Genomic DNA, 19,160 nt, shown 5'->3' on the forward strand with positions numbered 1-19,160 from the left:
TCCATGATTAGTTGCGAATCGCTTTAATGATAAAGCGATGTTGCTTCACATCAAAATAGCCTTTTTGCAACATAATCTCATGTATGCGATATAATTCCTCATAATACCTTTCGACAGTAAAATCAGCAATTTGCCACGGAATCGCTTTTAAATAATATACGATAGCGCCAATATCATAAAAGCGTTGAAAGGGGAACTCTTCTTTTTCTTCTAAAATAGTAAATCCATTTTCCTTTAGCTCATTACATGCAGTTTCGAGTGACCAACTTGCAAATTCGCTATTTAGTGGTGTGCCAAACTGCTTATTAAGTTCTGCGCAATCAAGACCACCAGCTTGTTGGGTAAGAAATATTCCATTAGGAGAAAGGATTCGGTTTACCTCAGAAGCAGCATAGGATTCATGTTGGTTCACAATTAAATCAAATTGAGCATCTTGAAGTGGTAGGGCATCATCATCCTTTACTTCTACAACAATAACCCCTAAAGGCTCTAATTTCTTTCGGGCAATTGGCACGTTTGGGGCGTAGCCCTCAGTAGCATAAATAGTTGGCGGGAACGGTTGTAACATAGATAAAAGCTCTCCACCGCCAGTGCCCATATCTAGCATTGATTTTGCGTGTTGTATAAGCTGGAAAGCAGTGCTACAGTACGACCACGATAAAGGCTCACTATTCATTCGACCCGTTTCTGAAATGAAAGAAAAATCCCAGCCGCTAAAATTTGTATTTGCACTGTCTAATAAAGTTAAAAATAATGGATCACGTTTCATAATTGTACCCTCCTATTTTGTAAATGAATGATATGATGAGAAAAGTAAAAAGGAGGACCTCTTATAAAAGTGAAACGGATTTACGTTTCGTGTTCAAATAGATTCATATAAATTCGCTCCTTGTTAGAGTGGTTATTTGTATATTCGGGATAATTGAGTGGAAATCCTTTGAAGTTATTAGGGAAGATAGTTGTTTAAACGAAATAAGCCGGAAATGTTTCAAAATATTTTAAGACAAGGGTAATGTTTGAAAGAGAAAACCGCTTATACTTCATTTTTGAAGCATAAGCGGTTTTGTTTAAAATACTCAAAAACAAAAATCTTTTGGCAAATTACCATTTTTAATAACCGTTCGTAACCCATGTTTTATAATCCAAGGGTTAACAGGATGCTGTTTATCACATAACTGCTGCAACCATTGAAAAACGAGTTCTTTATCTTCTTTCGTAATATCGTTAATATGATTGGCTACTGATTTTTGGACATATTTAGAAGGATCATTCATTAATGGTTCAAGAAGCTGTAAATTGTTCTTAAAGTCACCTTTCAGAGCTCCTATTTTTTTAGCCCAAGGAAGTCTGGGCCTTGTACCTTCGGAAACTAATCTTCTAATGTGGCTGTTTTCGTCATGAATCCACTGTTGTAATATGTGTAGTGTCTCTTCATGGTATGTTTCGAGAAAAGGCCGAATGGCATATTCAGCAGTATTCCTTTTTGTTATTTCATACATGGCGTTAAATGAGGATTCAAAATGGTTAAGCCCATATTTTTCAATGTATTTTGCAATAGGCATGTACATATATCCGTTTGTAAATGTGCCTACTTCTGTTGTGTTTTCTGGCCCCAATGTTTTCAGTAAAATATGTATTGCTGTATTAAAATCTTTTTGTAATGCATCGTGTAATTCATCTGCTATTACTTCTATACGTTGCTTTAACTCTAAATTTTCAACTTTACATGTTACGGAAGATACGAAGTTTCTTTTCGGAAAATTAGGATCGTGTTTACAAATAGAATCAGCCATACTTTCTGCTAATTCTTCATTAAATAAAAATTTTAACGGAACATATTTACCCATTTTTTCACCTCATTTGTCAGCTGAAAACAATTTTTATTTTTTAATCGACAATCCATAAACTAAAGTCTCACTCGGAGTCGTAATGCTAAAACCAGTCGTCTTATAATCAAGTTTCACTGTATCACCAGTGTAGTCTTTCGTAAATGAATCCATTTGTACGATAAAATCTGCATCTTCATATACAACGTCATCTGCATCATATGTATCCCAAATTAAATCGACATCAACGAAAATACTACAAGAGTTTGTCATTGTTCCTCTAATGCGAATGATTTTTTTATCTTCACGTTCTAGTCTATGTATAGCTGTTTTTGCTTCATCAGTAATGCGAATGTTCATGGTATCCCAACCTTTAATGTATATTTCCTTTATTATGACAAAAACAGGAGTAATAGGGAAGGGAGAAGCATTGGAATAAAAAACGAGCAAACAAATTTGTTTGCTCGTTTTCCTTTATTTCAGTTCGCATTTATCAAGCGGAATCACTTTTGTTTTCTTCGTAAATTTATATCCTAACCATAGTACTAAGAAGAGTGGTAAACCGATGTAAGAAACGAGTACGCCGTTCCAATCGATTGCTTCGCCCATAAATGCGCCGTAGTTTTGTCCTAAAATTACGATGACACAAAGTGCAAATGCGAAAATTGGACCGAACGGGAACCATTTTGCTCTATATGGTAAGTCTTTTAAATCTTTACCTTGAGCGATATATGCTTTACGGAAACGGTAATGACTAATTGCGATTCCGACCCATGCGATAAAGCCAGACATTCCAGATGCGTTTAATAACCAAATGTATACAACACCGTCGCCGAATAAGGAAGCAATGAAAGCGATACTACCAACAATTGACGTTACGATTAATGCGTTAACAGGTACACCGCGGCTATCTAATTTACCAAGAAACTTTGGTGCTTTTCCTTGGCGAGCTAAATCCCAAAGCATACGAGTGGATGCATACATACCAGAGTTACCAGCAGATAGAACTGCCGTTAAAATAACAGCGTTCATAACAGAAGCAGCAAAGGCAACGCCCGCTTTTTCAAAAATAAGTGTAAACGGACTTACTGTAACATCACTTGCGGCAAGGCTTTCAGTCGTATAAGGAATTAATAAACCGATAACGAGAATCGCAAGGATATAGAATAAAAGAATACGCCAAAAGATAGAACGAATTGCTTTCGGAATGTTACGCTCTGGATCAGCAGTTTCACCAGCAGCTACTCCTAATAATTCAGTTCCTTGGAAGGAGAACCCAGCCGCCATAAATACACCGATAATTGCCATAATGCCGCCGTTAAATGGTGCATCTGCAACTGTGAAGTTTTTAAAGCCAACAGATTCGCCGCCCATAATTCCGAAAATCATCATAAAGCCGACAATTAAAAAGATAATAATAGTAACTACTTTAATAAGTGCGAACCAATATTCAGATTCACCAAACCCTTTAACAGATAAATAGTTTAAAAGGAAAATAATAGCTAAACATAATCCGCTCCAAATGAGGGAAGGGGTATCTGGGAACCAAAATTTCATAATTAATGTTACAGCAGCGAGTTCAGCAGCAATTGTAATGGCCCAGTTATACCAATAGTTCCATCCAAGTGCAAAGCCAAGGGACGGATCAACAAATTTTGTTGCATAAGTACTAAAAGATCCAGTAACAGGCATGTAAGCTGCGAGTTCAGCTAAGCTTGTCATTAAAAAGTAAACCATAATCCCAATTGCGGCGTATGCAATTAATGCGCCACCAGGTCCAGCTGAATGGATGACACCACCGCTGGCAAGAAATAGTCCGGTACCGATTGTACCACCGAGAGAAATCATCGTAAGGTGACGAGATTTTAATCCGCGTTTTAATTCACCTTGTCCTTGTGTAGTTTGCGTTTTAGAGGTAGCTTGATTCGTTGCGCTATTCATGTTCAACACTCCTTTTCTTGTAAGATAGGAAGGAACGGGGGAGAAAAATACAAAAAACCGCCAAAGGAATTTGGCGGAACGTTTCACAAATAACCACCCCATCATACCCTTCCGTTAAGATAGCACCCCACGTTTACACGGTAATTTTGTAAACGTGACAGTTCTGTTCCTTTCGGAGACAGCCCCAGCTCATAATTCCAGAGAAGAAATATAAACTTCGGCAACCTTTCCTTTCAAACGGAGTTGGTGACATTCTCTGTGTCTCGTCCGTTTTACTCATAAAAGTCGCAACCTCTACCTCATCGGATTGATGAGGATTTGATATATCGCTAAGATTTTTAATATATGGCAATTGTAATGACTTTCTGAATATATTGCAAGATATTTTGATAGGAAAAGTCAAAAAATATCGGTTATTGTATAGGAAACGCTCGCAAAACTCCACCCGAACCTACTGTTATGTAACAAAAAAAATAAAGAAAGAAATTGTTATACAAATGTTTCGCAAAAAATATTGAAAAATCCTTTAAAATTAAAAGAAAATTCAGAAAATATAATTCGACATAACTATCAAAAGAGGATTATTCCTTAAATTCGTTTCAAAGAATAAGTATAAATCTGATGAATAGAATGAATATTCTTTTTATTTATGATAAAATTGAGGCGTTGTTTAATTGAAAAGGGGAAATCAATATGAAATTAGAAACAGAAAGACTCTATATAGTGCCGTGTACAGAAGAAAGGGTGCACGTTGCTAACGAGCAAGGATATAACAGTGGCCCGCATATTGTAGGACATGTAGAAAATGTAAAACAAAATAAGGATGTATTACCTTGGGGAGCGTGGTATGTCATTCGAAAAGAAGATGACATCGTTCTAGGTGATATAGGATTTAAAGGGAAACCAAATGAGGAACATACAGTAGAAATTGGTTACGGATTTATTGAGAAATATTGGAATAAAGGGTATGCGACAGAAGCTGTAAGAGAATTATTAAATTGGGCTTTTCAAACAGGAGAGGTAGAAACGATTATTGCAGAGACACTCCCTGAAAATAATAGTTCGATTCGTGTATTAGAGAAATTACATATGAAGAGAATTGACACTACAGAAACGATGATTAATTGGAAAATAGAAATATAAAAAATACCGCTCGAAGTATATCGGGCGGTATCTTTATCGTTATGGTAGCATTTGTTTTTGATCATTCGGATATCCGGCTGTCGATGCGTTAGAACGCTTGGAATGATTGCGAACAGCAATGAAAATAGAAATAATAACGACAAGACCAACTGCCACGTAAGAAAGTGAAATAATAGTTGGATCAACTTTAAATGTAGTAAGCAATGTACGAATGTTTGTAAAGATAATAAGGCCACCAACTAATACGCCAAGTAAATGAGAAGGAACGATGCGTACTAGCCATGCAGCGATTGGTGCCGCAACGATACCACCGAGCATGAGAGAAAATACCCAAACCCAGCTTACTTGTTCCCATCCAAGTGAAATGAAAAATCCAATTGTTGCAGCGAGTGAAACAGGAAATTCGCTCGTATCTACAGATCCGATAACTTTTCTAGCTTCATTTCCTCTTGCCAAAAGTACAGGTGTCGTAATCGGACCCCAGCCACCACCACCAGTTGAATCAACGAATCCAGCGAATAAGCCAAGCGGAACAAGCTGTTTTGCAGACATACGTTTATTTGAAGTAACAATTTGTTTTTGAATGATGAATCGTAATAAAATATAAACCCCTAAAGTAAATAAAAATACGGAAATGTACGGTTTAATTACATCGCCAGGTAAATTGCTTAAAAAACATGCCCCAATAAATGCGCCAATTGCTCCTGGTAATGTAAGCCTGGAAACGGTATATTTATCAACGTTTCCAAATTTGATGTGAGATGCACCAGAAGCGGCGGTTGTAACGACTTCAGCTAAATGAACAGATGCGGAAGCTACAGCTGGTGCGATACCAAACATTAATAATAGTGAGGTAGATGTTACCCCGTACGCCATTCCAAGTGCCCCATCAATCAATTGAGCGAAAAATCCAATAATAGCAAAGACAATTAATTTCTGCATAAATAATCCCCCTGTAATAATAAATGAAAAAGGCACTTTTCCCGTATGAGAAAAGTGCCTTTGGTTTTTCCAATCAGCAATAATTAAATTTGTTTCATTATAATACATATTAATCGTATAAATCAACTGGGTTTTAAAGTTTTTTGAATTGAATGAAAGAAAAATAAAATATACAATAAAAGGATGGAGAGAAAGGGGAGAAAGACATGTTACGATTTGATCATCTCGTACACGCAGTATATGGTACACCGGAGGAAGCGGCAAAACAAATACAGGAGCGTGGATTTCATACTGCACTAGGCGGAGAGCATACTACTTGGGGTACTTGGAATAGTTTATGTTATTTTGATTTATCATATATAGAATTTTTAGCAGTTCAGCATGAAGATAAAGCGAAGAAAGCAGAAAATCCATTAGTACAAGAAACAGTAGTAAAATTACAAGACGGAGAAGGAATGTTACAAATCGCAATTCGAACAGATGGCATTGAAGAGCTAGCAGTTAAGTTTAGTAAACACGGTTTACATACGATAGGCCCATTTGAAGGGAAACGAATGAGAAAAGATGGCCGCCTTTTAGAATGGAAAATGTTATTTGTAAAGCAAGAGAAAAACGGACCGAAATTACCTTTCTTTATACAGTGGAATGAAACAGACGAAGAAAGAAGAAACGACTTACGTAATATAGGGACAATCACTGAACATAAAAATAAAGTACAACAAATTGAAACGATTCATTACGCAGTGAAAAATGTTCGAGAAACAGTACGGAAATGGAAAGAAGTTATGGAGCTAACTGCAAGCCTGGTCGTGAAAAATGAAGAATGGAATGCGGAATGTCAAAGTGTATCGTTTGGTGACATTCATGTGCAGTTTTGTGAACCAATTGGAGAAGGGCTAGTACTAGAACATTTGAATCATCATGGCGAATATCCTTTTGCGGTGGAGTTTAAAGGGGAAAATAAACGAGAGCATGAAGTGTTAGATAGTTTGTACATATATTGATAGAGGTGAACGTTGTGAAGGAAATGCTTAGAGAGATAGAGAGAAAACTAGAATGGCCTCGTATCGTAAAGTGTACAGCTATTTCAAAAGGTTTTTCACATGAAGAGAAATATAAAATAGAATTAGAAAACAGAGTAACATATTTTGTAAAAGTATGTGATGTTGTTCATTTTGAACGTAAACAAGAAGAATATACGTATATGAAACAATTAGAGTCATTACATATTCCAACGCCTAAATTAATTCATTTCATAAAGCTTGAGGAATTACATAAATGTATTCAAGTATTTGAATGGATCCAAGGTGTAAATGGTGAAGAAGGTTTAGAGAAGCTATCGGTGGAAGAACAGTATTATGCAGGAAGAAAAGCAGGAGAAGTATTAAAGAGAATCCACTCAATAGAAAGTGCAAGTAATAAATGGGAAACGGTTCGATGGAATAAATACGAAAGATACGTAGAAGCGTTAGCAAACTATGAAATAGACTTCCTTGATTTGAAGCCAGTATTAAGTTTTGTAGGGGAGCATAAACAATTATTGAAAAATCGCCCTATTACCTTTTTACACGATGACTTCCATCCAGCAAATAGTATGATTCATAATAAGGAATTTATCGTTATCGATTTTGGAGGATATGATTTTGGCGACCCAATACACGATTTTTATAACGTAGCGATTTTTACTACAAGAATAAGTAAACCATTTGCGGTTGGACAAGTTCACGGTTATTGCGTGGGAGAACCGTCACTTCATTTTTGGCAACTGTATTCATTATATGCAGCAATGACATTCCCAGCTGATATCGTATGGACAAACCGAAGCACGCCACATTTAGTAGATGATATGAAGGAAAGATTGAACGTAATTTTAGAAGATCATAACAATTTTTCATCCTATATTCCAAAATGGTATCAATCACAACATAAGGATATAATAAACTATAAGTAATGGAGGGATTCATATGGATAAAATAGCGGTAATTTCTGATATACATGGTAATATTCCAGCATTAGAATCTGTGCTACAAGATATTAAAGTAAGAGGGATTGAGCGCATTATTTGTCTTGGAGATTTAGTCGGAAAAGGTCCTCATTCTAGCGAAGTAATTGAAATCATTCGTAAAGAATGTGATGGAGTTGTAATGGGTAACTGGGATGATTTTATTACAAAACCGACTGAATTTGAAGCGTTAAAATGGCATCAAAAACAATTATCGGAAGAACAAAATGACTATTTAAGAAGCTTACCATTTTCAATCGAATTTTATATGAGCGGCAAACTCATTCGTATGTTCCACGCTTCACCTAGAAGTTTATATGAAAGAATTCAACCACACGCTGCAAGAGAAGAGCGTATTAGTATGTTTGAAAACAGTGAGCTCACAGAGAATATAGAAGGGGAAAGAAAACCCGATGTCGTTTGCTACGGTGACGTTCACCAAGCATTCGTTCAAAATTTCAGAGGGAAAACGTTATGTAATGCTGGTAGCGTAGGTAATCCTCTTGAAATTACACAAGCTTCTTATTTAATATTCGAAGGAACTTACAATGAAAAAGAAGCCGCAAGCTTTTCTATTCAACTCGTACGTGTACCGTATGATATTGAATTAGCTATCAGACTAGCAGAAGAACTCGATATGCCAGAAATTGAAGAATACAAACAAGAATTACGGACTGCTTTATATCGAGGGTTTAAGGGAAAGTAAGTCAATCATAATATATCAACGATTTTTTCAATATATCAACGATTCGACAAAGGATATCGATTTACCGACAAATAGTGACATAAAAAATTAATTGTAATTTTGTTATGTAAACTAAATGGAGGGGAAAATATCATGAACCGAAAACAACGTATAAAAGAAATTGTTAATCATATTTTAATGTTAAATTTAACGCATCCAACTAGAGTTGGAGTAAGTGGTATTACAGCGTCAGGAAAAACAACACTTGCAAACGAACTAGCTGAAGAAATAAAAAAACGCGGATTACCAGTAACACGCGCCAGCATTGACGATTTTCATAATCCTAGAGTGATTCGCTATGCAAAAGGAAAAGAATCTGCAAGAGGGTATTATGAAGATGCACACGATTATACAGCTTTCAAAGAAAGGTTATTAAGACCTTTAGGACCTAACGGGAATTTACAATATGAAACGATTTCTCATAATTTAAAAACGGATATTCCTGTACATAATGAGCCGTTAATGGCTCAACCTAATATGGTACTAATAGTAGATGGGACGTTTCTATTGAAAAAAGACGTAGAGCATTTATTTGACTATAAAATTTTCTTAGATACAGATTTTGAGATTGCGAGAAAACGTGGTGCAAAGCGGGAAACAGAAGCTTTCGGAAGTTATGAAGAAGCTGAAAAAATGTTTTTGAACAGATATCATGCTGCCTGTAAGATGTATATAGATGAGCATAATCCGAAAAGTTGTGCGGATGTTGTATTTCAGAATAGTGATTTTCATGATTCCGTAGTTGTATTTAAAGGAATTTAAAATCGTTTACATAGCAAAAAATCGTGAAAGGAGATGTTTTGGATGGATAAAAAAGATAGTCCGAACGATTGGCCTGTGTGGGCGAATGAGTCAGTAGAGATAGTTAATGCAAATCCTGATTGGCAAGATAAAGGCCGATGTGAAGAACAGCAACTTTATGAACTGCTTGCTCCTCTCGGTATAAGCAAAGTAATACATATAGGAAGTACATCCATACCTGGTTTACCTGCAAAACCTATCATTGATCTAATGGCTGAAATAGACTCATTTAATAGAGTACTAGATATTTTAGCGGAATTGGCCGTATATAATTGGCATTATGTAAGCCCAGAATTGGATGAAAGACCTTGGAGAAGGTTCTTTGTGAAAGTTAAGAATAATAGGCGTGTAGCTCACCTTCATTTAATGGTTAAAGGAACTGAGCAATGGGAGCATCAACTTTTATTTCGTAACCGCTTACGAGAAAATCCACAATTAGTTTATGAGTATTCAAATCTTAAACAAGATTTAGCTAAAAGATTTAACCAAGATAGAGAAGCCTACACAAAAGCTAAAACAGAATTTATTAAGCAAGTTCTAAAATGATGCAACCTTTGATTGTAACTACGTTTGAATACAAAAGAAAAAACATCCTTTATTTTATAAATTAAACTTACATGAAATGCATGTAAATAAGGTGAGAGACTGCGATGTTCTAAAGTATTTCCTTTTATTTATTAGGATAAATTATATATAATTGAATCAAGTTCATATAAGGATAGGCAATTACAGGGGATAAGGCGAAAATATGTTAATAAAGTAAAAAGGGGACAGAAAATATAATGAATGAAGTACTAGAATTAAAAGAAGAACTACTACAAATTAAAAATAATAATTATGCTGTACCAGAAGACGTAGATGCATATCCATATGCGCAGTGGATGTTAGATTATATCGGTTCACCTGATGCTGAATTACGTGATGATTTAATTTATAGTACGCTTCACACATGGATTACAAATGATGTGTTTAGACAAAAAGAGTTGCGAGGATTAATGTTACAAGCAATTAGTCCTGATTATTTATTTTATAAAATTGGTGAAAAGGGCACAGACTCTGTATTTAAACGTGCATTCTCCGTATTAATTCCGCCACTTATTTTATCTGTTCATGAAAGAGAACCACTGTTATCTGAAGAACAACTATACAGTGTGGCAGAACAAGTACTAGAATATGTATATTTAGAAGAAGATGTAAGAGGATACGTAGAAGGAAAAGGCTGGGCACACTCTACGGCGCATGCGGCTGATGCACTAGATGCGTTAGCACGTACTATACAAAATCGTGAGTTTTCATATGCAATACTAGCTGCTGTTCGCCAGAAGGTTCGATTAAGTGATTACGTATATGTGCACTTTGAAGATGAGAGATTAGTAGCGCCAATTATGTCGTTACGTAACCAAAATATTTTAACTGGAGAAGAGTGGAGCAATTGGCTACATAGTATAGCAACTGTTGAAGATATCCGACATCCGCAGCATGCTATTTTAGTACAAAATATTAGAACTTTCTTAAGAAGTTTTTATTTTAGAGTTTTAGAGGCAGAAGGTAGTACAGCCTTTACAGATGATATATTGGAGACTTTGAAGGGTTTGCGTAGGTATTAAAAATGGGAATATAAGAAAAGAATAAGAGTAAAAAACCGATTATACTTGTAGGCCCTCTACAAAAATGATCGGTTTTTTAGTTGAATTGAAATTTTAGACTTAACTATACACGAGTGTATTAAATATGTAATTGTAGATGTTCTTCATATAAACTATTCACGTACTGTTTTAAATTCTTGATGAATAATAGAATATCTTGACTAGGCATTCTAGCATGTAGAAGATGAAATATATTTCCTTTCCCAATTTCAAATTCATCCGAAGTTAAAGTAATAGGGATATTTTTAAAAACATGCCAGGGGAAATATAAGTGTACAAAAGTTTCTCTAAAATATATACCTGATTGACAAATTAATACCCCATCCGATCCTTTCCCCATATTCCCAAGAACAGATGTATCTAAAAAAGCGATGATCTGTTCTTCTATTGGAATGATAAACCGTGCCTCAATTGCTTTTAACTTTTTTTCTGAAATATGAGTGTCTACAAATAATCCATTATCAGGTTCTAATAATTCATTGTGCGTTTCAAATAAAGAGCAAATAGATTTTATCTCATCCATTTTTATAATTGGATGTATATCCTGTTGTTTTGAATTTTGGAATGAATTCGTAAGAGCTATAAGTAATTCTTTAAATAACAGTGGGGGATAATCACTCCCGTTAATATTGAAGCATTTTTGTGCATCAAAAGATAAGAAACCATCTTTATCAATTTCAATTTGTTGCACTTTATTTAATTGTTCCCATTTCAAATTTCCTTTACCTAATAACCAATTTTTCCAGTATAAACCCGAACTCGTAAAGTAAACACCATACTTGCCTGATCCAAATAAATTACAACTTAAAAAAGCGATAATTTGATCTTCCGTTGGTATAGAAAAACGTTTTTGGGCAATTGATAAGAAATCTTTAGGAATTCTAGTAACATAAAATCTAGATTGTTGAAACTCTAAACAAATATTAGTTAAACGATTAAAATCTATATTCATCTTAACCATTCCCCATTTCAAATTTTGTTTCGATATATTAAATTATAAGTTTGTTAGGAAAATATTAACACTTAAATTTACCTTAAATTAATAAGTAGAGGGTTTATAAAATAAATTTATATTAGGATAAAATTATGATTTACATTATATATTTGGAGTAGTAAAGTCTTGTTAAGTTAATAAAAAGGTACATAAAACCAACACCTCCCAACCATACTAAAAAATGTGTTGGAGGTGAATGTTATGGACAAAAAAGACTTTGAAAAAGTTTATAATGATTACTTGCATCAAGGAGAAGAACAAGCTCAATTTGAAGTTGACGATGAAGTTAATACAGGTGCAGAACAAATTGTTGCCGTTCGTAAAAATGATGATGGGGATTTAATAGCGTTTAAAACAAGTAGCGGGAGAGAGTTAGATTATATGACTGCTCTTAGTGAGGCGAAATCTGGTAAGTTAAATCATGTAGACGTATTTCATAAGTATGGTAGAGATATTATACGTAGTGAACCGGATGGAATAAAAGAAAATAACTTAGATAATTTACCTTCATTTTAAACGGGTAAACCTCAAGAAGAGAATGTTCATTTGGATATTCTCTTCTTTGTTTTGCGAAGTTTTCCTTGCAAATAGACGGTTCATTTTTAAAGTGCAATCATACTTTTAAAGAGCGCTCTAAATTTCTCTTTATCTTCTGCTGTAAATGGTTTTGGTCCCTTTGTACGCTTACCGCTTTTTCGAACCATTGCACTTAAATACCGTGTTTGTAACAATTGTTCAATGTTGTCATTTGTATACTTATAGCCTTTATGATGTAGTACGATACAGCCTTTTGCTAAAGCGAGTGAAGCAAGACCGTAATCTTGGGTTACGATTAAATCTTCTTTTTTTGCTAACTGCATAATTCGGTAATCCGCAGCATCTGCTCCAGAATCAACATAAATTGTTTCCACTCCTTTTGGCTGCTGAGCATTAGAATAATGAGAAAAACTAGTAACGAGGGTTACAGGGATTTCTGCATTCGTAGCTTCAAAAATAATTACATCTTTTACAGGACAAGCATCTGCATCAACGTAAATTTTCATTTTATCACTCCTATGACTAGGTTCGAGTTGATAATAATGGTAGATTTAGGTTTTGTCAAACGAGATAGCTTTATTTCATGTTATTTTTCACAAACCAAAATAGCCTCACGCAAACGAGAGATACCTTCCTCAATTTGATCAATATCCACTTTTCCATAAGATAAACGAATATAACCATCTTTCGCGCCGAAAATACTCCCAGGCATAAATGCAATTTCTTGTTTTAAACTTTGCATAATAAGTTGTTTTTCGTTTATCGGTTCTTTTAATTTTCCCCATATGTATATACCGCCGGTCGGGTTTGAAAAAGAGATTTTATCGTGAAGTTGCTCGTTTAGGGCGCGAACGATAAAATCTCTTTTTTCTGCTAGTTGTTTTCGTAACGGTACGATATGAGACTGAAATGGTACAGTTTCGAAAAATTGTTGCATAAGCCACTGCGGGAAAATGCTCATACCTAATTCCATTTGGTGTCTTGCGTCAGATAACCTTTCTACTACAGACTGCGGGGCGACAAGCCAGCCGACTCGTAAGCCTGGTGCAATCATTTTAGATAAGGAATGTACATAAATGACTGTCCCATTTTCATCAATTGATTTTAAAGTAGGGCAAGGTTGTTTCTTTTCTAGCGTAAGTAAACTAGAAGGATCATCTTCAACAATCGCAATTCGTAAGTCTGCGCAAAGTGATAACAGTTTTTTTCTACGGTTTGGATGAAGCATTGTGCCCGTAGGATTTTGGAAGTTTGGATTTAAAAAGATCATTTTAATACGGTGTTTTCTATATAACTCTTGCACATCATCTGGATTAATACCGTGTTCATCGACAGGTAATGGGAAAATACGAATACCAGCTGATTGGAATAACGGTAAGGAATAACAGTGTGAAGGGCTTTCGAAAGCAACTGCATCACCGGGATTTAATAAACATTGAACGATAAGGTGAAGTGCTTGCTGTGCGCCAGATGTAATCATTATGGATTGTTCAGTCGCTTCAACTTTTAAATATTCTTTCATATATTTTACGACCGCTTGTCTTAGCGGGAGATAGCCTTGCGGATGATCATAACTTAATGAATGCGTTAACGGTTGTTCTCGTAAAATTGTCTGTAGTTGATCGTGAGGATAAAGGTTACAACCGAGCTCGCCGTTTGCGAAATCAATGATATTTTCATTTTGTTGTACTTCTGCCCGAATATGGCGAAGTAACGGTAAGTTTGGTAAAAAAGTACCACCTTCTACGAAATTTCTCCAATTTGGAGTTAATGTTGGAGAAACGCCCCACATATGTGTACTTACACGTGTCCCTTTACCAGTCGTACTTTCCACAATCCCCATAGCACGTAGTTCATTATAAGCGGTCGTTACCGTACTTCGGTTTACATTTAACTGCGTAGCTAATTTCCGTTCGGAAGGGAGGAAGCTTCCAGGAGGAAGTTCTCCGTATGTAATACGTTTCTCAATAAAGTCAACTACTTGCTGATAAATTGGGATTTTACTGTCGTTATCTAGCTTCCATTCCATACAAACGCCTCCGCATCTCTTATATACATTAAGTATAACAAATTGGCTGGGGAAAAAAACAGCCAATTGGACGGTGCTATATCCAGCCAATTTTACTATGCTAAATATGGAAGGGGAGATTCGGATGAAACGATGGCAAATGGAGTGGCTCCTAGTATCAGTAGCATTAGTATGGGGAGCGAATTATACAATTGGAAAGTATGGCGTGGCATATATGTCATCCATTCAATTTAATAGTTTACGATTTTTAGTAGCATCTCCGGTATTATTACTTATTACATTTTTAATGGAACGCTCATTACGTATTGAAAGAAAAGATTGGTTACGACTAGTAGCAGTCGGTATCGTTGGTACGGCAATGTATCAAACGATGTTTATGCTATCTGTGAAATATACTTCAGCAACGAACGCCTCATTATTAATTGCGATGTCACCTATTTTTACAGGGATATTAGCAGTATTGCACAAACAAGAACGCTTTTCAATGAAAGTACAAATTGGTTCAATAGTAGCGTTTATTGGTGCAGCATTCGTTTTATTAACAGGACATACAGGAGGAGCTACTTATGAGTATGCGTGGCTCGGAAATGTAATTGGATTAGTCGCAGCAATTGCGTGGGGATGGTATCCAATATTAGCGCAACCTCTTATTACAAAATACTCCGCAATGAGAGTCACATCATGGTCTACTTTAATTGGAATTGTACCACTTGTTATATACTGTTTATTCAACGCAAATTCTTTAACGTGGCCAGTAGATACGCCAAGCTGGGGATCACTTGCATATTCAATCATCTTTGCGACCATCTTCGGACTAGCAATGTGGTATGTCGGTATTAGTCAAATAGGCTCAACGAAAGTAATGGTTTATATGTATCTCGTACCATTGTTCGCAGTAATCTTTGCGGCAGTTACAATAGGAGAGCAAATTAATATGATGCAGCTCGTTGGCGGACTTATTATTTTTATCGGCTTATATGTTGTAAAAAAAGGCGGAATGAAAAAGCCAGCTCTCAATTTGAAAAAAGTAAGTTAACAGTAAAAAGGATCTCTTTCATATAGAAGGAGATCCTTTTTGTTTTCGTAATAAAAGGGTTTGTTCAACGGCCCATTTTTGATGATCGTGAAGGAGAAGTTCTACAGCAAGTAAAGGAGACATCCACCTTAGAACATGATCATCCTCACAGTTTTCAGTTTGTTTCTGCACCATGTTCGCAATATAAAAGAACCCGTCATTTAAATAATATATATCTTCCTTTTCTGCATAAAAATATCGATCCGCATTACCGATATATTGATCAATTTCAATTGCCCATCCTAATTCCTCTAGTACTTCACGATGCAAACATTCTTCTTTTGTTTCATTACCTTCCATACCGCCACCTGGTAAAAAATAACGGTCTCCTTTTTGGATAACAGCAATCAGTAAAGAAGATGGATGGAAAATAATCGCATAAAAACTAGGTCTTAATACATAATGAACGGTACGCTTTTTCGAGCCAAACGTGAGTTTTGAAATCATAAAACACGACCTTTCTCTATAAAATACATAAAAGGGATATTAAGGTAAATATAGAGTGATATAAGTATAATCTTAATAGATTGGAGTTGTAACAACATGATAAATCGAAAATGTTCAAGGTGTAAAGAGATAACAGGTACGCTGCACGGTGGTAAAAAAATTAAGGAAGAATTTTTATGTGAGGACTGTTTGCAAAAAGGAATTGCGAACGGGGAAATCGAATTATCACAAGTGGAGAAAGAACAAACTTCGTATCTTTCTATAAAAATATTAAAAATAATGAGTGTTATTTATTTAATAGTATCTATTATAACCGCTTTTTCTGCTGGAGCATTTATACAGGATCCAGGGCTTGGTGGAATATCCTTTTCAATAACAGGTGCAGTTGGTGTTATGATAATTGGATCGATATTTTAGTCTGTTCTTGTATTTTGTGGAATATGGGTATTCATCCTTTTAGTAGAAACGGTCATTAAAATTTATGAAAAAATGAAGTGAGTGAGAGGGAGAAACATATGCAAGTAAGAAACATCCAAGGGGAAGATTATGTAAAGATTCATTCTGTTTTAAATGATTGGTGGGGCGGGAGAGATATGGCTGCTATGTTGCCAAAACTGTTCTTCGTTCATTTTCAAGAAACGAGTTTTATCATTGAAGAAGATGGCGAAACGTTAGGTTTCTTATGCGGATTCTTTTCACAAACATATAAAGATGAAGCGTATGTTCATTTTACCGGTGTAAATCCGAAGTATAGAAGAAGAGGAATCGCATCGACATTGTATTCTTATTTCTTTGATATTGCTCGTGCAAATAACCGTAAAGTTGTAAAAGCAATTACGTCACCAATTAATAAAAAGTCGATACAGTTTCATCAAGAAATCGGTTTTCGAATTGAGGCTGGGGATGATGAGGTAGAGGGTGTATCGGTACATAAAAATTATGATGGGAACGGTGGTAGTAGAGTTTTGTTTTTGAAAAATGTGTAAAAGTAGGCTAGCTTAACGTTAGCCTTTTTGTTGTGAGGAGATACAAGTATGGAGAGTAAACAATGTAGAAATGAGTACTTAAGACGCATTTATAAAGTGCAAGATTATATAGAATCACACATAAATGATTCACTTTCAATTGAAGAGTTAGCAGATGTAGCAGGATTTTCAAAGTTTCATTTTCATCGTATTTTTAAAGGTATAGTAGACGAGCCATTATCACGGTATGTAAACCGATTAAAATTAGAAAGAGCAACAAATTTACTTACATACCGTTTGGATATGACAATTACAGATATTGCGTATCACTTCGGATTCACAGATTCAGCAGTTTTCTCCCGAACATTTAAACATTATTACGGAGTAAGTCCGTCTCAATATCGAAACAACAATAGCAAGAATTGCAAAGACGTAAGTGACCCTTCTCAATACAATGAATGTAAGAAGGTTCGAGGAAATGTTGAAATTGTATCAGCGGAAGATATAAACGTTGCATACATAAGGTATATCGGTACATATGAAGAGTTAACGATAGCTTTTCCAAAAATGATAGAGAAACTATTTCATTACGCAGCTGAGGAAAACTATCATGTATTTGAGGATACGAAAGTATTAACCATTTACCATGATCATCATGAATTTACTGAGGACTATCATTTAAGAACAAGTTTATGTATAACAATTCCGAATGAGTCCGCAGTAGAAACGAGCGACATTGGAATAATGGTAATACCTTCTGGAAAGTATGCGGTAGGTCATTTTGAAATATTCCAAGATGAATATAAAGGAGCATGGGATTTCTTATACGGTGAGTGGCTTCCAAATAGCAGATATAAACCGAGAGATTCGTATCCTTTTGAAATGTATAAAAATGACCCAAAGCAGCACCCGGAAAATAAACATATAGTTGATATATATGTACCTATCGAACCTTTTTAATTATAGGTTAAAGGGGAAGGAATAATGAAAACTGCTGAAAAGTTAGATCAGATTATACAAGAAGAATATGAAAATATGAATGGTATGTTAGTAGTGCAGAAAGGTAATGTTATTTTTGAAAAATATTATAACGGGCACGGTCCAGATGATGCATTTCATGTAGCGTCAGTCACAAAAACGATTGTTTCTGCCCTAATTGGGATATGTATAGATAAAGGCTATATAAAAAGCGTTGATCAAAAAGTAATAGAGTTTTTCCCGGAATATACTGTCAATTCATCTGAAATAACAGTACGACATCTTCTTACAATGACGACTCCACATCCTTTCGTAGACTGGCAGGAACCGTTAGAAGAACTATGTACGCAACAAGATTGGGTACAGTATACGTTAAATAGGATAGGAGCAGGCGGAGAAGTTGGGATTTTTAAGTATTCATCTGCAGGAGCTCATTTATTATCAGCAATCATAACGAGCGCAACAGGAAAAAGTGCCCGTGACTTTGCGAATGAGTACTTATTTCAACCACTGGGCCTGAGAGAAATTCCAAACTATAATATGAAAGCATTTGGATTTGATGACTTATTCGGAAAAGATGTAAAGGGATGGGTTCATGATCCAAATGGTATTTCGACAAGCGGCTGGGGACTAACGTTAACGGTTAAAGATATGGCTAAGTTTGGACAGCTGTATTTGAATGAAGGTATTCATAATGGAAAACAAATACTATCAAAATCATGGATAAAAGAATCGACAACAATGAACCAAAATCAATACGGTTACTTATGGTGGTTACGAGAAGAGGATGGAATCTTTTCATACTGTGCAATGGGCGATGGTGGGAATGTGATTTGCTGCGTACCAGAGAAGGAGCTCGTGGTGGCGATCGCTTCTGAAGTCATACCGAATGCAGGGGATAGATGGGAATTGATTGTGAAATATATTCTTCCTTATACAGGATCAAATAAATAACGGAAGCAAAAAGATGGTGTGAATGGGTGTTTCATACCATCTTTTTGTTTTATGACGGAAAGTTCATGAGAAGGTAATTTGTATGCGAAAAATGTAAATATTAGGATTTTTCGATATTTTATTATTTTCTTTATG

The 19,160-nt window shown here is 35.4% G+C and carries 21 protein-coding genes, 1 pseudogene and 1 riboswitch; of the genes and pseudogenes, 13 read left to right on the top strand and 9 right to left on the bottom strand.

The features are described from left to right. Positions 1-7: 7 nt before the first annotated feature. From QCI46_RS12285 to QCI46_RS12300, 4 genes are all read right to left on the bottom strand, one after another. Positions 8-769, bottom strand: a complete 762-nt coding sequence (locus QCI46_RS12285; protein ID WP_353840380.1) for a class I SAM-dependent methyltransferase — start codon at positions 767-769, stop codon at positions 8-10. A gap of 307 nt (positions 770-1,076) precedes the next feature. Next, a complete protein-coding gene (locus QCI46_RS12290) occupies positions 1,077-1,847 on the bottom strand; it encodes a DNA alkylation repair protein (RefSeq protein ID WP_353840381.1) in 771 nt (256 codons plus the stop codon). A gap of 33 nt (positions 1,848-1,880) precedes the next feature. After that, on the bottom strand, positions 1,881-2,186 hold the full coding sequence (locus QCI46_RS12295; protein ID WP_098096419.1) for an iron-sulfur cluster biosynthesis family protein: 306 nt from the start codon (positions 2,184-2,186) through the stop codon (positions 1,881-1,883). A 114-nt stretch (positions 2,187-2,300) separates the two neighbouring features. Then, positions 2,301-3,767, bottom strand: a complete 1,467-nt coding sequence (locus QCI46_RS12300) for an amino acid permease (RefSeq protein ID WP_001083377.1) — start codon at positions 3,765-3,767, stop codon at positions 2,301-2,303. Between the two features lie 112 nt (positions 3,768-3,879). Further along, positions 3,880-4,072, bottom strand: a riboswitch (Lysine riboswitch). 388 nt (positions 4,073-4,460) lie between these two features. Here QCI46_RS12300 and QCI46_RS12305 point away from each other — a divergent pair. Beyond that, complete coding sequence (locus QCI46_RS12305; protein WP_327960310.1) at positions 4,461-4,910, top strand: GNAT family N-acetyltransferase; 450 nt, start codon at positions 4,461-4,463, stop codon at positions 4,908-4,910. 39 nt (positions 4,911-4,949) lie between these two features. Here QCI46_RS12305 and QCI46_RS12310 read toward each other — a convergent pair whose 3' ends face one another. Further along, the gene (locus QCI46_RS12310) at positions 4,950-5,960 is read right to left on the bottom strand and encodes a sulfite exporter TauE/SafE family protein (protein ID WP_002096492.1); all 1,011 of its coding nucleotides are present in this window, start codon (positions 5,958-5,960) and stop codon (positions 4,950-4,952) included. A 98-nt stretch (positions 5,961-6,058) separates the two neighbouring features. Between QCI46_RS12310 and QCI46_RS12315 the strand changes: the two genes are divergently transcribed. The 6 genes from QCI46_RS12315 (at position 6,059) to QCI46_RS12340 (ending at position 11,007) form a co-directional block, all read left to right on the top strand. Further along, on the top strand, positions 6,059-6,856 hold the full coding sequence (locus QCI46_RS12315) for a VOC family protein (protein ID WP_327960309.1): 798 nt from the start codon (positions 6,059-6,061) through the stop codon (positions 6,854-6,856). 14 nt (positions 6,857-6,870) lie between these two features. Further along, positions 6,871-7,803: an aminoglycoside phosphotransferase family protein gene (locus tag QCI46_RS12320; RefSeq protein WP_353840382.1), complete on the top strand. Its 933-nt coding sequence runs from the start codon at positions 6,871-6,873 to the stop codon at positions 7,801-7,803. 13 nt (positions 7,804-7,816) lie between these two features. Then, the gene (locus QCI46_RS12325; RefSeq protein WP_166703165.1) at positions 7,817-8,560 is read left to right on the top strand and encodes a metallophosphoesterase family protein; all 744 of its coding nucleotides are present in this window, start codon (positions 7,817-7,819) and stop codon (positions 8,558-8,560) included. 132 nt (positions 8,561-8,692) lie between these two features. Then, on the top strand, positions 8,693-9,361 hold the full coding sequence (locus QCI46_RS12330; RefSeq protein ID WP_353840383.1) for a nucleoside/nucleotide kinase family protein: 669 nt from the start codon (positions 8,693-8,695) through the stop codon (positions 9,359-9,361). A gap of 42 nt (positions 9,362-9,403) precedes the next feature. After that, positions 9,404-9,946, top strand: a complete 543-nt coding sequence (locus QCI46_RS12335) for a GrpB family protein (protein ID WP_353840384.1) — start codon at positions 9,404-9,406, stop codon at positions 9,944-9,946. 236 nt (positions 9,947-10,182) lie between these two features. Further along, on the top strand, positions 10,183-11,007 hold the full coding sequence (locus tag QCI46_RS12340) for a DUF2785 domain-containing protein (protein ID WP_098132507.1): 825 nt from the start codon (positions 10,183-10,185) through the stop codon (positions 11,005-11,007). A 118-nt stretch (positions 11,008-11,125) separates the two neighbouring features. Here the strand turns inward: QCI46_RS12340 and QCI46_RS12345 are convergent, their stop codons facing one another. Then, complete coding sequence (locus QCI46_RS12345) at positions 11,126-11,998, bottom strand: hypothetical protein (protein WP_353840385.1); 873 nt, start codon at positions 11,996-11,998, stop codon at positions 11,126-11,128. Positions 11,999-12,241: 243 nt separating this feature from the next. Here QCI46_RS12345 and QCI46_RS12350 point away from each other — a divergent pair, with 243 nt between their 5' ends. Beyond that, positions 12,242-12,556: a DUF3892 domain-containing protein gene (locus tag QCI46_RS12350; RefSeq protein ID WP_353840386.1), complete on the top strand. Its 315-nt coding sequence runs from the start codon at positions 12,242-12,244 to the stop codon at positions 12,554-12,556. An 86-nt stretch (positions 12,557-12,642) separates the two neighbouring features. Here the strand turns inward: QCI46_RS12350 and QCI46_RS12355 are convergent, their stop codons facing one another. Together QCI46_RS12355 and pdxR are read right to left on the bottom strand one after the other, a co-directional pair. Next, complete coding sequence (locus QCI46_RS12355) at positions 12,643-13,083, bottom strand: YaiI/YqxD family protein (protein ID WP_000708768.1); 441 nt, start codon at positions 13,081-13,083, stop codon at positions 12,643-12,645. Between the two features lie 80 nt (positions 13,084-13,163). After that, positions 13,164-14,606 (bottom strand): MocR-like pyridoxine biosynthesis transcription factor PdxR, encoded by a 1,443-nt coding sequence (gene pdxR, locus QCI46_RS12360; RefSeq protein ID WP_353840387.1) that lies wholly within the window; start codon positions 14,604-14,606, stop codon positions 13,164-13,166. A 124-nt stretch (positions 14,607-14,730) separates the two neighbouring features. On the opposite strand from pdxR, the gene QCI46_RS12365 reads away from it, so the two are divergent. After that, positions 14,731-15,642, top strand: a complete 912-nt coding sequence (locus tag QCI46_RS12365; protein ID WP_353840388.1) for a DMT family transporter — start codon at positions 14,731-14,733, stop codon at positions 15,640-15,642. 18 nt (positions 15,643-15,660) lie between these two features. On the opposite strand, the gene QCI46_RS12370 is transcribed toward QCI46_RS12365, so the two are convergent. Then, positions 15,661-16,128 (bottom strand): NUDIX hydrolase, encoded by a 468-nt coding sequence (locus QCI46_RS12370; protein ID WP_353840389.1) that lies wholly within the window; start codon positions 16,126-16,128, stop codon positions 15,661-15,663. A 96-nt stretch (positions 16,129-16,224) separates the two neighbouring features. Between QCI46_RS12370 and QCI46_RS12375 the strand changes: the two are divergent. From QCI46_RS12375 to QCI46_RS12390, 4 genes and pseudogenes are all read left to right on the top strand, one after another. Beyond that, positions 16,225-16,626 (top strand): annotated as a pseudogene (locus QCI46_RS12375) (DUF3980 domain-containing protein). 17 nt (positions 16,627-16,643) lie between these two features. Next, positions 16,644-17,114: a GNAT family N-acetyltransferase gene (locus tag QCI46_RS12380; protein WP_353840390.1), complete on the top strand. Its 471-nt coding sequence runs from the start codon at positions 16,644-16,646 to the stop codon at positions 17,112-17,114. 48 nt (positions 17,115-17,162) lie between these two features. After that, a complete protein-coding gene (locus tag QCI46_RS12385; RefSeq protein WP_353840391.1) occupies positions 17,163-18,053 on the top strand; it encodes an AraC family transcriptional regulator in 891 nt (296 codons plus the stop codon). 24 nt (positions 18,054-18,077) lie between these two features. After that, complete coding sequence (locus QCI46_RS12390) at positions 18,078-19,025, top strand: serine hydrolase domain-containing protein (protein ID WP_353840392.1); 948 nt, start codon at positions 18,078-18,080, stop codon at positions 19,023-19,025. Positions 19,026-19,160: the final 135 nt, after the last annotated feature.

This window comes from Bacillus cereus group sp. RP32, from assembly GCF_040459735.1.
GTDB lineage: Bacteria > Bacillota > Bacilli > Bacillales > Bacillaceae_G > Bacillus_A > Bacillus_A wiedmannii.